The sequence below is a fragment of the Achromobacter spanius genome (genome assembly GCF_002812705.1).
Classification (GTDB): domain Bacteria; phylum Pseudomonadota; class Gammaproteobacteria; order Burkholderiales; family Burkholderiaceae_B; genus Achromobacter; species Achromobacter spanius.
The window spans coordinates 3006372-3021727 of record NZ_CP025030.1; the positions used below are offsets into that span (position 1 = coordinate 3006372).

At 66.8% G+C, this 15356-nt stretch carries 9 protein-coding genes and 1 other RNA gene; 6 read left to right on the forward strand and 4 right to left on the reverse strand.

The window, feature by feature from the left end:
* Window positions 1-303 precede the first annotated feature (303 nt).
* Complete coding sequence (locus CVS48_RS13680; protein ID WP_100854928.1) at window positions 304-2076, forward strand: PAS-domain containing protein; 1773 nt, start codon at window positions 304-306, stop codon at window positions 2074-2076.
* Here CVS48_RS13680 and CVS48_RS13685 read toward each other — a convergent pair.
* Genes CVS48_RS13685 through CVS48_RS13700 form a run of 4 tightly spaced genes read right to left on the reverse strand, consistent with a single transcriptional unit; the run spans window position 2053 to window position 6702 of the window.
* Window positions 2053-2754 (reverse strand): response regulator transcription factor, encoded by a 702-nt coding sequence (locus tag CVS48_RS13685; RefSeq protein WP_100854929.1) that lies wholly within the window; start codon window positions 2752-2754, stop codon window positions 2053-2055. The two genes, CVS48_RS13680 and CVS48_RS13685, sit on opposite strands and share 24 nt — an antisense overlap.
* A 7-nt stretch (window positions 2755-2761) precedes the next feature.
* Window positions 2762-4717: an acetate--CoA ligase gene (gene acs / locus CVS48_RS13690; RefSeq protein ID WP_100854930.1), complete on the reverse strand. Its 1956-nt coding sequence runs from the start codon at window positions 4715-4717 to the stop codon at window positions 2762-2764.
* Between the two features lie 33 nt (window positions 4718-4750).
* The gene (gene actP, locus CVS48_RS13695; RefSeq protein WP_100854931.1) at window positions 4751-6427 is read right to left on the reverse strand and encodes a cation/acetate symporter ActP; all 1677 of its coding nucleotides are present in this window, start codon (window positions 6425-6427) and stop codon (window positions 4751-4753) included.
* Complete coding sequence (locus CVS48_RS13700) at window positions 6424-6702, reverse strand: DUF485 domain-containing protein (protein ID WP_050449774.1); 279 nt, start codon at window positions 6700-6702, stop codon at window positions 6424-6426. Before CVS48_RS13700 ends, actP begins: the two co-directional genes overlap by 4 nt.
* 370 nt (window positions 6703-7072) lie before the next feature.
* Here CVS48_RS13700 and CVS48_RS13705 point away from each other — a divergent pair, with 370 nt between their 5' ends.
* From CVS48_RS13705 to ffs, 5 genes are all read left to right on the forward strand, one after another.
* A complete protein-coding gene (locus tag CVS48_RS13705; RefSeq protein ID WP_100854932.1) occupies window positions 7073-8284 on the forward strand; it encodes an MFS transporter in 1212 nt (403 codons plus the stop codon).
* Between the two features lie 88 nt (window positions 8285-8372).
* The gene (locus CVS48_RS29380; protein ID WP_167400996.1) at window positions 8373-8531 is read left to right on the forward strand and encodes a hypothetical protein; all 159 of its coding nucleotides are present in this window, start codon (window positions 8373-8375) and stop codon (window positions 8529-8531) included.
* A 21-nt stretch (window positions 8532-8552) separates the two neighbouring features.
* Window positions 8553-11231 (forward strand): PD-(D/E)XK nuclease family protein, encoded by a 2679-nt coding sequence (locus tag CVS48_RS13710; protein ID WP_100857650.1) that lies wholly within the window; start codon window positions 8553-8555, stop codon window positions 11229-11231.
* Window positions 11232-11234: 3 nt separating this feature from the next.
* Complete coding sequence (locus tag CVS48_RS13715; protein WP_100854933.1) at window positions 11235-14708, forward strand: UvrD-helicase domain-containing protein; 3474 nt, start codon at window positions 11235-11237, stop codon at window positions 14706-14708.
* A gap of 546 nt (window positions 14709-15254) precedes the next feature.
* Window positions 15255-15352: signal recognition particle sRNA small type (gene ffs / locus CVS48_RS13720), an RNA gene on the forward strand.
* The last annotated feature ends 4 nt before the right edge of the window (window positions 15353-15356 follow it).

Here is a 15356-nt window from a genome sequence, read left to right on the forward strand (position 1 = left end):
TTCGTCTATTTCCCACTCTGAAATCTGAAGTGTCCGGCATTGAATCGTGCTGAACTGCCGTGCTGAACCGCCGTGCTGAACTGCCGTGCCGAACCGCTTGTTGCCATGGCGCAAATCACTAGCGCGGTGAGCGCCGAGCGCACACGCTTGGCGATTTAGGATTCGTCTGAAATTGCGGTCCAGATGCCGCTGGTATGTGCGCGCCGTACCAAGGCGGCGTCATAATGCGCGCAGTGCCGACGGGACGCCACACAATTACAACCTGCGCCTGCGGCCCGACCCCTGACGCAGGAGACTTTCACCATGATGCTGGGTTGGCTTGCGCTTGCCTTGTTGATCTTTGCCCTGCTGGCGTATGCCGCCCTAAGGCACAGCCCGCTACGCATGCCCGACCTGCTGGCCACGCTGGACAGCATGGATCAGGGCGTAAGCGTGGTGGATGCGCGCATGCGGCTGGTGGCTTGGAACCAGCAGTATCAACGCCTCTTCGATTACCCAGACGGCCTGCTGCGCGTGGGGCAACCGGTGGCCGACCTGATCCGCTTCAATGCGCATCGCGGCAAGTTCGGGGCGGATCCGGGCCTGGATATCGACGCCCTGGTAGGCAAGCGCATCGCCTTGATGCAGGCGGGCGCCGTCTATCACCGCCAGCGCACCTTGCGGTCTGGGCGCGTGGTGGAACTGCGTGGCCGGCCATTGCCGCGCGGCGGTTACGTCACCAGCTATAGCGACATCACCGACTTCAAGCGCGTGGAAAGCGAGCTGCGCGACATCAACAACACGCTTGAGCAGCGCGTCAGCGCGCGGGCGCAAGAGGCCGAAGCGGCGCAGCGGTCGCGCACCCAGTTCCTGACCGCCGTCAGCCACGACGTGCTACAGCCCATCAACGCGGCGCGCCTGTTTGCGTCGGCACTGAACGAGGAAGACCGGCCCGAGGCACAGCGCTATCTGGCGGGCCGCATCAACACGTCGCTGCGCGCGGCGGAAGAATTGCTTGAAGGCCTGCTGGATATATCGCGGCTGAACGCGGGGGTGCTCAAGCCTGAACTCAGCGACTTCAACGTGGAACCCATGTTGCGCCAACTGGCCGACCAGTACGGTCACGTGGCCCTGCGGGCCGGCTTGCAGTTGCGCCTGCATGCCAAACCTTCGCTGCTGGTGCGCAGCGATCCGCGCTTGTTGCGCCGTATCTTGCAGAACTTCCTGGCCAATGCGCTGCGTTACACGGGGGGCGGCCGCATTCTGCTGTCCGCGCGTTCGCAAGGCGGGCAAGTTCAACTGCAAGTGTGGGACACCGGGCCGGGCATTCCCCCGCATCAATTGCGCCGCATCTACGACGAGTTCCAGCGCTACGAACAGCCGCAGAACCGGGAAGGGCGCAGCTTCGGCCTGGGGCTTTCCATCTGCCGCCGCTTTGCGTTGTTGCTGGGACATGGGCTGGACGCGCGCTCGGCCCTGGGCCGGGGCAGCGTGTTTTCGGTCAGCGTGCCCAGCGCTGCAACCACTAGGCCCGCGCTGGCTCGCTTGAACGTCGGGGCGTCGGGGTTGCAATGGCCGCCCGCACATGCCTCGCTACAAGGCTTGCGGGTGCTGTGCCTGGACAATGACTCGCAAGTGCTCGGCGGCTTGCAAGCGCTGCTTGGCGGCTGGCAGGCCAGTGTGTGGTGCGCGGCCACGTTGGACGACGCCCTGGCGCTGATGCGGCATCAGCCTCATGTTCTATTAGTGGACTTCCTTCTGCGCGACTGCATGAACGGGTTGGATAGCCTTGACGCCCTGCGCGCCGGCTCGCCTGCCGCGCGCGGCGCGCTGCTGGTGGCGGATGGCGCGGATGCCTTGGCCCAGGCGGCGCGGGCGCGCGGTTATCGGATGCTGACCAAGCCGATCAAGCCGGCGTCGCTGCGTGCCTTGCTGACGGCGAAGCTGCGCGCGCAGATGTTGACGCAGCACGAGTTGGCGCATCAAGGATTGGCGCGTCAGGGTTTAGAGCATCAAGGATTGGCGCAGCAGGGTTTGGAGCAGCGGAGTTCGGAGCAGCGTGGCTTGGCCGCATCACGCTTCCCCCCTGGAATTTGACGCCATAGCGCCATAGCGCCACGTGCCCAGGCCCAGCCGCGCGGCGATCACCACGGCTTGCGTGCGGTTCGATACCCGCAGCTTGCGCATCACAACGGTCATGTGGGCCTTGATGGTGGCTTCCGATACCTGCAATTCGTGCGCAATCTGCTTGTTCAGCAATCCCGCGCCCACCATCTGCAATACCCGGAACTGCTGCGGCGTCAGTTCGCGCACATTGGCCGCCATGGCCGGCTCGCGCGGCAGGGCGTCGCGGGTTGCGGTAATGGTGGCGGCAATGGTGGCGTGACCGGCATCGGGCGCCCAGGTGCCGCCATCCATCACATGCAGCAAGGCAGCGCCCAGCGTATCGGCGTCCGATGATTTCGGGATGAAGCCCATCGCGCCGTGATCCAGCGCGCGGCGTATCAAGAGCGGGTCTTCATGCGCCGACACAATCACGATGGGCAGTTGCGGATGCTGGCTGCGCAAATGGCCAAGCGGCTCCAGGCCGAACGAGCCGGGCATGTCCAGGTCCAGCAACAGCAGGTCGGCGTTGGGGCAGGAGTCGACCAGATCGTAGAGCACGGAGATCTGGTCGGCTTCGTGAATGACGGCGTCCGGGAACACACGGCCGATCACCCCTCGCAAAGCTTCACGAAACAGCGGGTGGCCATCGGCGATCAGCAGGACAGGCATGGGCCGATCATGCCACACGCCGCTCGCGCACCAGCGCCTGGACCACCGTGGGATCGGCCAGCGTGGTGATGTCGCCGAGGTCGTCGATGGTGTTCTCGGCAATCTTGCGCAGGATGCGGCGCATGATCTTGCCCGAGCGCGTCTTCGGCAGGCTGGGCGCCCATTGCAGGTGGTCGGGCGTTGCAATCGGGCCGATCTCGCGGCGCACGTGCGCCACCAGCTCCTGGCGTAGCGTATCGGACTGCTTGGCGCCGGACTTCAGCGTGACGTACACATAGATGCCCTGGCCCTTGATGTCGTGCGCGTAGCCCACGGCGGCGGCTTCGGCCACCTTGGGGTGCGACACCAAAGCGCTTTCCAGTTCGGCGGTGCCGATGCGGTGTCCGCTGACGTTGAGCACGTCGTCCACCCGCCCGGTGATCCAGTAGTCGCCGTCTTCGTCGCGGCGGCAACTGTCGCCCGTGAAGTACATGCCCGGATAGTCCTTGAAGCAGCTCTGGATGTAGCGCTGTTCATCGCCGTACACCGAACGTGCCTGGCCAGGCCAGGAATCGCGGATGAAAAGATTGCCTTCGCCGGGGCCGTTGATGATGGCGCCGGTCTTCACATCGACAAGCTCGGGGCGGATACCGAAGAAGGGCGTGCTGGCCGCGCCCGGCTTGCTGGCGCGGGCGCCGGGCAGAGGCGAAATCAGGATGCCGCCCGTTTCGGTTTGCCACCAGGTGTCCACGATGGGGCAGCGGCCCGCGCCCACGATGTCGTGATACCAGCGCCAGGCTTCGGGGTTGATGGGTTCGCCCACCGACCCCAGCAGTCGCAAGGACTCGCGCGACGTGCGCAGCACGGGCTCGGACCCTTCGCGCATCAGCGCGCGGATGGCGGTGGGGGCCGTGTAGAAGATGGTGACGGCGTGTTTGTCGATGACCTGCCAGAAGCGCGAGGCGTCCGGATAGCTGGGCACGCCTTCAAACATGAGGGTGGTGGCGCCGTTGGCCAGCGGGCCATAGACCAGGTAGCTGTGGCCGGTGATCCAGCCCACGTCGGCCGTGCACCAGAAGACGTCGCCGTCGCGGATGTCAAACAGCGTGGCGTGGGTGTAGGCGGCATAGACGAGGTAGCCGCCCGTGGTGTGCAGCATGCCCTTGGGCTTGCCGGTGCTGCCCGAGGTGTAAAGAATGAACAGCGGGTCTTCGGCGTTCATGCGTTCAGGCGGGCAGTCGTCCGGCTCGCGTTCCATCAGGCGGTCCAGCCAGTAGTCGCGTTCGGGCGTCATGTTGACGGATTCACCGGTGTGCGGCACGACCAGCACGGTGCGCACGACTTCCATGCCCGGCATGTCCAGCGCGGCGTCCACGTTGGCCTTCAGCGCAACGCTTCGGCCCGCGCGGCGGCCGCCGTCGGCGGTGATGATGGCGCAAGCGCCGCAGTTGCGCACGCGGTCGGCAATGGATGCCGGCGCGAACCCGCCGAACACCACGTTATGCACCGCGCCAATACGTGCGCATGCCAACAGCGCCACCACGGTGTCGGCAATCATCGGCATATAGATGGTGACGCGGTCGCCGCGCCCGATGCCTAGGCGGCGCAACGCGTTGCCCATCTTGCAGACCTTGGTGTGCAGTTCGCGGTAGGTCAGGCGTTGCGAGGGCATGCCGGGGTCGTCGGATTCCCAGATCAGCGCGGTCTTGTCGCCGCGTGTTGCCAGGTGTCGATCCAGGCAATTGACGCTGACGTTCAGTTCGCCATCGGCATACCAGCGAATATGAAAGTCGTCGGGCGACAGATTGACGTCGCGGATCTGGGTGGGTTCGCGATACCACTGCAGGCGCTTGGCCGCATCCGCCCAGAACGCATCGGGGTCCTGCAGCGAGGCCGCGTACGCGGCTTCGTACTGGTCGTGCGTGACCGTGTGCGGTCCGGCAAAACCTTGGGGGACGGGATAGCGATCGCGTATGGGTTCCATGATGGCTCCTGAGCGGGGTGAATAGGGGGGGGGTTAATGAGCGACGGCGGTGGTGGCGCCGATGCCCGTCTGGCTGCGGACGGTCAAGGCGTCGAAGGCCTCGGCTTCCTGCTGCGCCCGGGGGCTGTTGTCCAGCGTGGAGAACAGCCAGATCGAAAAGAACGCCAGCGGGATGGACAGAATGCCGGGGTTGGGGAACGGCGTGATGGGCGTGGCAAAGCCGAATACATCGACCCATACCGTGTCGCTCAGCACCACCCAGATCGTGGCCGAGGCCAGCCCGAGAAAGCCGCCGATGGTGGCGCCCCGCGTGGTGCAACCGCGCCAGGAAATCGACAGCACCAGCACCGGGAAGTTGGCGCTGGCCGCAATCGCGAACGCCAGGCCCACCATGAACGCCACGTTCTGGTTTTCAAACACGATGCCCAGCAAGATGGCCATGACGCCCAGCGCAATGGTGGACAGCCGAGAGATACGCATCTGCTGGGCTTCGGTGGCGCGGCCCCGCGCGATGACGTTGGCGTAGAGGTCATGCGAAATAGCCGCCGCGCCCGCCAGCGCCAGGCCCGCCACCACCGCGACGATGGTGGCGAAGGTAACGGCCGCCAAAAAGCCCAGCAGCAGGTTGCCGCCCACCGCGTTGGCCAGGTGCACGGCCACCATGTTGGTGCCGCCGATCAGGCTTTTCAGCATGTCGAACTGGCCATCCGCGCCCGTCACGTAATACTCGGGGTGGCGCACCAGCAGCGCCACCGCGCCAAAGCCGATGATGAAGGTCAGCAGGTAGAAGTAGCCGATGAATGAGCTGGCGTAGATGACCGACTTGCGCGCTTCCTTGGCGTTGGACACGGTGAAGAATCGCATCAGGATGTGCGGCAGCCCGGCGGTGCCGAAGGCCAGCGCAATGCCCAGCGACAAGGCGTTCAATGGGTTGCTGCTGACCTGCGCACCCGGCGCCAGCAGTTCCCTGCCGGACGGGTGCACGCGCGTCGCTTCCGCCAGCAGGGCGTCGGGGCTGTAGTTGAACGCGGCCATCACCAGCACCGTCATCAGCGTGGCGCCCAGCAGCATCAGCACCGCCTTGATGATCTGCACCCACGTGGTGGCGGTCATGCCGCCGAAGGCCACGTAGATCATCATCAGCGACCCGACGATCACCACGGCGACGTTGTAGTCCAGCCCGAACAGCAACACGATGAGCTTGCCCGCGCCCACCATCTGCGCAATCAGGTACAGCGCAATGATCAGCAAGGACGCGCTGGCCGCCAGCACGCGCATCGGCGTCTGCGACAGCCGGAACGAGGTGACGTCGGCGAAGTTGTAGCGGCCCAGGTTGCGCAGCCGTTCGGCGATCAGGAACATGACCACGGGCCAGCCGAACAGAAAGCCGATGGCGTAGATCATGCCGTCGAACCCGCTGACGTAGACCATGCCCGCAATGCCCAGGAAAGACGCGGCCGACAGGTAGTCGCCCGCGATGGCCAGGCCGTTCTGAAAGCCCGACAGCCCGCCGCCCGCGGTGTAGAAGTCGGACGTGGTGCGGGTGCGCTTGGCGGCCCAGTAGGTGATGCCCATGGTGCCGGCGATGAACGCCAGGAACATCACGATGGCGGACATGCTGGCTTGTCCGCCGGTGGCGGCGCGCGCCGCGCCCGCCAGCGTGCAGCCCAGGATGAAGATCAATGCGGCGCCCAGTTTCTTGTTTTTCATGACACGTCCTTGATGATGGCGGCCAGCAGCGGGTCGAACACGGAATTGGAGATATGCACGTAGGCGGAAATCAGCACCACGGCGCTGCACACGACCAGCGTGCCCGTCAGCACGCCGATGCTCATCGTCATGCCGGGTACCGGGCTGCCGAAGAACACGGGGTCAAAGGCCAGCGTCAGAATGAAACCGGCGTAGATCACGCCCGTGATGGCAAAGAACAACAAACTGGCGCGGCTGCGGCGGCGCAGCAGTTCCTGATATTTGGGATGCCGCATGACGGCGGCGACCCTGCTTTCGGGTTCGGATGCTTGGGGGGAGGGGGGCCCGTGGGGGGAGGGCACGTGGGGTGAAGGCACGTGTTTGGGGGTGGGCACGATAGGGCTCCTTGTTGATATTGCCGGGCGCCGTCAGCGCATCCGGATGGGCCCGTTTGGGGATGCCTCGCGGGCCTCTGCCCAATATAGAGACGCATCACGTGCTAGAACACACGACCTTGGTCGTAGGGGGTAGGCCCTAGTGACAGGGCGCGCAAAGCGCGATTCGGCAGCAGGGCTATTACCGTTGCGCGGGCGGCGACTTGTATATGATGTCGGCCGGGTCCCGAGGAGGGGACGCAAACCCAAACAACAACCAGACACGGGTTTCATGTCTAGCCAAACCGATACGATTTCCACGCGCACCCTCATCCTGGGCACCTTGGTGGTGCTGCTTGCCATGGGCGTGCGCGCCACTTTTGGCCTCTTCATGCAGCCGATGGGCCTGGCCCACGGCTGGGGGCGCGACGTGTTCTCAATGGCGTTCGCGCTGCAGAACCTGGTCTGGGGCGTAGCCTGTATCTTCATGGGCATCCTGGCCGACCGCTACGGCTCCGGTCGCACGATCGCGCTGGGCGCGGTGCTCTACATGCTGGGTATGATCGGCACCCGCTTCGCCACCGACGAAACCACGCTGTACCTGACGGCGGGCGTCCTGGTCGGGCTGGGCCAGGCGGGCACCACATTTCCGGTGATCCTGCCGGTGGTGGCGCGCGCGGTGCCGCCCGCCTACCGCAGCACGGCCATGGGCATCGCCAGCGCGGGCGGCTCATTGGGCCAGTTCGCGGTGGTGCCGACCGGGCAGGCGCTGATCACCGGCATGGACTGGCCGGGCGCCTTGTGGGTGTTGTCGCTGTTCGTGGCTTGCGCCGCGCCGCTGGCTTACTTCCTGCGCGGCCGCCCGCAAGCGCAGTCGGGGCCGCAGCAATCGCTGGCCGCCGCCGTGCGCCAGGCGGTGCGCCACCCGTCGTTCCACTTCCTGTTCCTGAGCTACTTCGTCTGTGGCTTTCACACGGCCTTCATCACGCTGCACCTGCCCGCCTACGTGACCGACGGCGGCTTGACGGCCGGGCAGGGCGCGACCGCGGTGGCGCTGATCGGCCTGTTCAATGTGGTGGGCTCGTTCTATGCCGGCAAGCTGGGCGGCAAATACAGCAAGAAGCGCCTGTTGGCCCTGGTGTATTTCATGCGCGCCTTCGGCATCGTGCTGCTGTTGGCGGTGCCGCTGTCGGCTTGGGTGCTGTATGTGTTCGCGGCGTGGATGGGTTTGTTCTGGCTGGGCACCGTGCCGCTCACGCAAGGGCTGATCGGGCAGATCTACGGCCTGCGCTATGCCGCCACGCTGTCGGGCATCGTCTTCTTGGGGCACCAGTTGGGCAGCTTCATCGGCGTCTGGCTGGGCGGGTATGCTTACGCCAAGACCGGCAATTACGATATGGTCTGGTGGCTGGGCTTGGCGCTTGCCATCATTGCCGCGCTGCTGTGCCTGCCGGTGCGCGAGCAACCGGTGAATGTCGCCGAACCCCGACCCGTGGCAACTTGATCGCCGCGACCCGACTGCAACCCGACCGACTGCAACCCGACCGTCCGCCACCCGCCTGCCGCCTGCCTGCCATTTGGAACCCCTGACCATGCCGCACGCCAACACCCCCGCCGTCCGCCGCCATCGAGGCTGGCGCGCCGTGGGCGGTTTGGCGCTGGCGGCAGTGCTGGGCTTGGCATTCTGGGGCTACACCACGCCCGACATGCAGCTGCATTGGGAAAACCTGGCCGCCCTGTGCGGCTTCTAGCCGCTTCTTTTTCGGATGCCCATGCAGGACGCGCCGCTTTCCCCTTCTTTGCTTTCCCCATCCTTGCTGTCCCTGGCGGACATCGGCGCCCTGGCCGCCGCCGACACGCTGGTGCTGACGGTGAACAACCGCCTGTCGCGCCGGCTGACGCTGGAACTGGCCGGCCTGCTGCGCCAGGAACGCCAGGTCAGCGAGCTGCCGCGCATCTTGCCCTTGTCCGCCTGGCTTGCCGAGTCCGCCAACGAACTGGCGTTTGAAGCCGACGACGACGTGCCCGCCTACCGGCTGGACAGCTTCGCCACGCAATTGGTCTGGACCGAAGCCATCCGCGCCGAAGAGGCCGAGCGCGTGCTGCTGGACGCCAGCCAGGCGGCCAAGCTGTCCATGGACGCCGACCTGCTGATGGACGAATGGGATTTGCACGTGCCCTCGGGCGCCGACACCGATGAATACCGCGGCTTTGCCAAGTGGCGCGTGCGCTACCGGCAGACGCTGGCGGGTATCGACGCCGAGGACGCCAACCAAGGCTATGCCCGCGTGCTGCGCGCCTTGGAAGAAGGCCGCTTACCTATCCCCGGGCAATTGGTGCTGGCCGGGTTTACCGACGTATCGCCACGTTTTCGCCGTCTGCTGCGCGCCTTTGAAGACCAGGGCTGCCGGGTTGCGCAATGGCGCGACGAGCAGCGCGTTGAAACCGTGGCCCGCCGTTTCGAAGCCGCTGACCAGGGTGCGGAATGGCGCGCGGCGGCGGCGTGGGCCGCCAGCCAGTTGCGGGCGCATCCGCAGGGGCGCTTTGCCATCGTGTCGCCGCAGTTGGAAGCCGAATCCCCGTTTGCGCGCCGTGTCTTGAGCCAGGCTTTGGCCGGCCGCGACGGCGCGCCGGCCCATGCCTTCAACGTGGCCGTGGGCCGGCCGCTGAATGACTGGCCGATGGCGCGCGCCGCGCTGGCGTGGCTGCGTGCATTGGCCGAATGCGCGGGCGGCAAGGGCTGCGGCGTGGACGTGCTGGGCGCGGCGCTGCTGGCCGGGCATTGCGCGGGCGACGTGCGCGACCGCGCGCGCCTGGCCGCTATCGATGCGCGTTGGCGCCGTCAGGCGGTGCAGCGCGTCAGCCCGAATGATTGGAAGAAGCTGCTGGCCGACACGCCCGCTTTGGCGCAGGCCTGGAACCAGGCGCTGGACATCTGGACCCAGGGCGGCCGCCAGGCCACGTGCGACGTCTGGATGCTGCGTATGAAAGCGGCGTTGACGGCGCTGGGCTTTCCGGGCGAAGGCGCGCTGGACAGCGTGGCCTATCAGGTCATGGGCGCATTGGGCGATGCCCTGGGCAGCTTTTCAGCGCTGGCGCCGGCGGCCGGCCGGCTGGGCGGCGTGGCGGCGGTCAACCTGCTGCAAAGCGTGGCGCGGTCGGCGTCGTTCCAGCCGCAGCGCGATCCCACCGCGCGGCTGGACGTGCTGGGCCTGCTGGAAGCCGAAGGCGGCTACTGGGACGGCGTGTGGATGCTGGGGCTGACCGACGACGTGCTGCCCGCGTCGCCCAAGCCCAACCCCCTCTTGCCCTTGGCCGTGCTGCGCCAGGCCAAGGCCCCGCGCGCCACGCCGGAACGCGAACGCGAATGGGCCGAAGGCATGTATGCCGCGCTGTGCCGCTGCGCGCCCGACATCATCGTCAGCCATGCCCATATGGATGGCGAACGCGAGCTGCGGCCCTCGCCGCTGATTGCTGGCGCCGCCTTGACCGATTGGACGCCGCCGCTGGTCGAAGCCACGGCGGCGCTGCCGCAGGAATCGCTGGACGACAGGCAGGGCCCGCCCTTGGCGGCGGGCAACCGTGGTGGCGGCGGGCTGGACGTGCTGGACACGCAGGCGCGCAATCCGCTTTGGGCGTTCGTGCGGCACCGCCTGGGTGGGCGCGAGCTTGCGCCCTATGCCGATAGCGCCACCGTGAACGTGCGCGGCCAGTTCCTGCACAAGGCGCTGGAACTGGTGTGGGGCATGATGCCCGACCAGGACGCGCTGCACGACGTCATCGCCACCCAGCGGCTGGCTGCCTTGCTGGAACAAGCCGTGGCCCAGGCTGCTGACGAAGAACTCAAGGACTATGCGCCCGCGTTGAAGACGCTGGAATGCCAGCGTGCGCAGACCGTGCTGGCGTCGTGGCTCCACATGGAGGCGCAGCGCCTGCCGTTCGCGGTGGCCCAGGTCGAAAAGAGCCACCAGTGGCAGCGCGGCGCGTTGACCTTGAAGCTGCGGCTGGACCGCATCGATAGCCTGGCCGATGGCCGCAACGTCATCGTCGACTACAAGACCGGCGTGGCCGCCGCCAAGCCCGAACCCGATTGGTCGCGCAGCCGTCCCGTGAACGTGCAGTTGCCGTTCTATGCGTCGGTGCTGGCGGATGCCGCGGGCGGCGAGGTGGCGGGCCTGGTGCTGGCGCAGATCCACGCGCGCCAGGTGGCCGCGCAGGGCCTGGCCGACGAAGACCTGGGCGTGCCCGGCGTGACGCTGGCCAGCGACAGCAAGTTTTTCGACGGCCTGACCTGGTCGGAAATCCGGCAGCGGTGGCGTGTGGCCATCGAGGCGCTGGCCGATGAATACGTGGCGGGCGTGGCCAGCAATGTGGCCTACCGCCGCGACGACCTGAAATACTGCGATGCATTGCCGTTCCTGCGTCTGCATCTTGACGACGAGGACGCCTGAGCCATGGCCGACACAGAACGCCTGCCACAGGACCACGCCGCGCGCACCGACGCGCTGGACCCCACCCGCTCGTTCCTGGTGCAAGCCCCGGCCGGCTCCGGCAAGACCGAGCTGTTGACCGACCGCATCCTGGCCTTGCTGGCCACGGTGAACCGGCCCGAGGAAATCGTCGCCATCACGTTCACGCGCAAGGCCGCGTCCGAGATGCACGCGCGCGTGCTCAGCAAGCTGCGGCGCGGGCTGGACGGGCCGCCCGAGGCCATGCACGAACGCCGCAGTTGGGAGCTGGCGCGCGCCGCGCTGGCCCGCAACGCCGAGCAGGGCTGGCATCTGCTGGACCACCCGGCGCGTCTGGCAATCCGCACCATCGACTCGTTCTGCGCGGGGCTGGTGCGCAGCATGCCGTGGCTGTCCGAACTGGGCGGCATGCCCGACATCACCGACGACGCGCGCGCCCATTACGAAGCGGCGGCGCGCGCCACGCTGGACCTGGCCGACGACTACGACGCCGTGCGCATCCTGTTGCAGCATCTGGACGTGGACGTGCAGGCGGCCAAGGACGCCATCGCCGACATGCTGGGCCAGCGCGACCAATGGCTGCCGCTGCTGCGTCACGGTTCCGACCGCGCCGGCATGCAGGCCATGCTGGCCGAAGCCATCGGCGAAGACCTGGACGCGCTTTGCGAAGCCATGCCTTATGGCTGGGCCGACGCGCTGTGCGGCCCGGCCCGCTTGGCCGCGGCCCACCTGCAAGACGGCGAAGACGACAACAAGCTGCTGGCGCTGTTGGACTGGACGCAAGAGCTGCCGCCTGATGCCGAGGTGCTGGACCAGTGGCGCGCCGTGGCCCATCTGCTGCTGACGGGCACCGGCAGCCTGCGCAAGACCGTCAACAAAAATCTGGGCTTTCCGGCCAAGTGCGCGCACAAGGAACCCTTTGTGGCGTGGCTGGAAGCCGCGGACGACAAGGCCGCCTGGGTGCGCCGGCTGAACGCCGTGCGCGACATTCCCAACCCGCATTTCACGGACGCGCAATGGGAAGTGCTGGGCGCGCAGTTGATGACCCTGGCGCTGGCCGTGGCGCAACTGCGCTTGCGCTTCGCCGACCAGGGCGAGGTGGACTTCATCGAAATCGCGCAACGCGCGGCCGCCGCGCTGGGCAGCGCCGACGATCCCGGTGAACTGCTGCTGAAACTGGACGCATCAATCCGCCACCTGCTGATCGACGAATTCCAGGACACCAGCCAGACGCAGCTTGACCTGTTGCGCACGCTGACGTCGGGCTGGCAGGCGGGCGATGGCCGCAGCTTGTTCCTGGTGGGCGACCCCATGCAATCCATCTACCGTTTCCGCAAGGCGGAAGTGGGCCTGTTCCTGGAAGTCGCCGATATGGGCGTGGGCGAATTGACGCCCGACTTCCTGAACCTGACCGACAATTTCCGCTCGCAGGCGGGCATCGTGGAATGGGTCAACCAATCGTTCGCGGGCCTGCTGCCCAAGCGCAGCGACGCCGCCGCGGGCGCCATTGCCTACAGCCCGTCCACGGCATTCCACGAGGCGCTGCCAGACCCGGCGGTGTGCTTTCACCCGGCCTGGTCGCGGGCGGGGGGAACACCGGCCGAAGAGCAAGCCGAGGAAATCGCGCTGGGCCTGGTGCGCCAGGCGCTGATCGACCACAAGGGCGCCAAGCATCCGGTGGCGGTGCTGGTGCGCGCGCGCAGCCACCTGGGCAACCTGACGCGCCGGCTGGCGCAGGAAGGCATCCGCTGCCGCGCCGTGGACCTGGTGCCGTTGGCCCTGCGCCCGGTGGTGGCCGACCTGGTGCAGTTGGTGCGGGCGCTGTCGCATCCGGGCGACCGGCTGGCTTGGCTGTCGGTGCTGCGCGCGCCGTACTGCGGCTTGACGCTGACGTCCCTGCAGCGCCTGTTTGGCGACGACCACATCACGCCCGTTCCCGTGCTGCTGGAACGCGCGCTGCGCATTGCGCCGCCGACGGCGCCGCTGCCCCAGGCCGCGCGCAGTGAACCGCAGGGTTCCTTGTTCGACGCGTTTCCGGCAGCGTCCGAAGCAAGCGAAGCGCTGGAAACGCCCGCCGCGCAAGCGGTGTTGAGCGCCGATGAATTCGAACGCCTGCGCCAGGTGGCCGCCATTTTGCTGGACAAGCGCAATGCCTCGGGCGCGATGCCGTTCGCGGCCTGGGTGGAGTCCTTGTGGCGGCGCCTGGGCGGCCCGGCGCTGTACTCCGGCCTGTCGGTATCGAATGACGCTGAAAGCCTGTTCCAACTGTTGGAGCGGCTGGCGCCGCACGGCGGCATCGATCCGGCCGCCTTGGACGCCGGTATCTCACGCCTGTTCGCCGCACCCGATGCGGCGGACGAGGACGACGGCGCGGTCGAAATCATGACCATGCACAAGTCCAAGGGCCTGCAGTTTGAAACGGTCATCCTGTACGGCCTGCACCGCGCGCCTCGGGGTGATCAGGCGCCGCTGGTGCGTTTTGAACAAAGCAGCGGCCGCGTGCTGTTTGGCCCGGTCAAGCCGCGCGCCGAGGTCGAGGCCGACCCGATATCGCGCTACCTGGGCGCCCGCGAGGCCCGCCGCGCGTCGTACGAGATTGATCGTCTGCTGTACGTGGCGGCGACACGGGCGCGCAAACGCCTGCACCTGGTGGGCCATGTCGCGGTCGACGAGGCCACCGGCCAAGCCAAGACGCCGCCGTCCGCGAGTTTGCTGGGCCGCTTGTGGCCGTGCCTGGTTCCGCCCGTGCCACCCACGCAGGAAAGCGAGGCCGAGCCCGACGCGGTCGACACCCCGGAATGGCAAGGCGAGCCGCTGCGCCGCGTGGCCGGCGACGGCCTTGCGCAGTTGGCGCGGCTGTCCAGCGTGGTCATCAGCCCCGGCTTCGGCGCAGCCGAACGGGGCGCGTGGGGCGACGGCAGCGAACACCCCGCCTGGCAGCTTGAAGCCGGCTACGACGCCGCCATCGGCACGCTGGCGCACGCCTGGCTTGCCCGCATCGGCCAAGATGGCATCCACGCCTGGCCGGCCAACGCCCTGGCCGACCGCCTTCCCGCCATGCGCCGCCAACTGACCCGCGCAGGCATCCCCGCCAGCCAGGCCGACGCCGCCGCCGAGGCCGTCCTGGAAACGCTGCAAGCCACGCTAGCCGACGATCGCGGCCTGTGGCTGCTATCCCAATCCGGCGCCCGCCGCGAATGGCCGCTGATCGACGCGGCCGGCAAGGTATCGGTGATTGACCTGGCGCTAAGCACCGAAGACGGCTGGCTGATCGTCGACTACAAAACCGGCCGCCCCCATCCCGGCGAACCCCCAGCGGCGTTCGCGGCACGGATGCGTCAAAGACACGGCGATCAGTTGCTGCGGTATTGCACGCAAGTCACATCGCTGGACGGCCGCAAGGCCAAAGCCGCGCTGTACTTTCCCAGGGCGAAGGCGTGGATTGATTTGCAGGGGTGAGGGAGGCGGGGGGGAGGGTGGGGGGATGTATGTGGCAGATGGGTTACGCGCGTAGACGACCTGTTTTCTTCTGACGGCCAACCCGCGCTTCACCCATCCTACGAGCATGGGCTTCACCCATCCTACGAGCAAGTGAGCCGCCAAATATCCGGCAAATCAAACGTCGGAAAAAGTCAGGCAAATCAAACGTCGGAAAAAGTCAGGCAAATCAAACGTCGGAAAAAGTCAGGCAAATCAAACGTCGGAAAAAGTCAGGCAAATCAAACGTCGGAAAAAGTCAGGCAAATCAAACGTCGGAAAAAGTCAGGCAAATCAAACGTCGGAAAAAGTCACGCAAATCAAACGTCGGAAAAAGTCAGGCAAAGCGAAGCGAGCCGAGAAGAAGCAAGGCAAAGCGAAGCGAGCCAAAAATGGCAAGCGAAGCAACGCCATCACCCCCTCCCCCTCGGGGGGAGGGCCGGGGAGGGGGCAACATACCGCCCCACAGGGGCCCGCCAACCGGAAGGCTGCAAGCAAGCGAAGCGCAGCTCTGCTAGAATTCCGGTTGGCGGGCCCCTCCGCATGGTTCGACGGTGAACCTGGTCAGGTCGGGAACGAAGCAGCCATAGTCGTTTAGGGTCAGTGCCGGAGTAAGGCTCGCCAACCGGA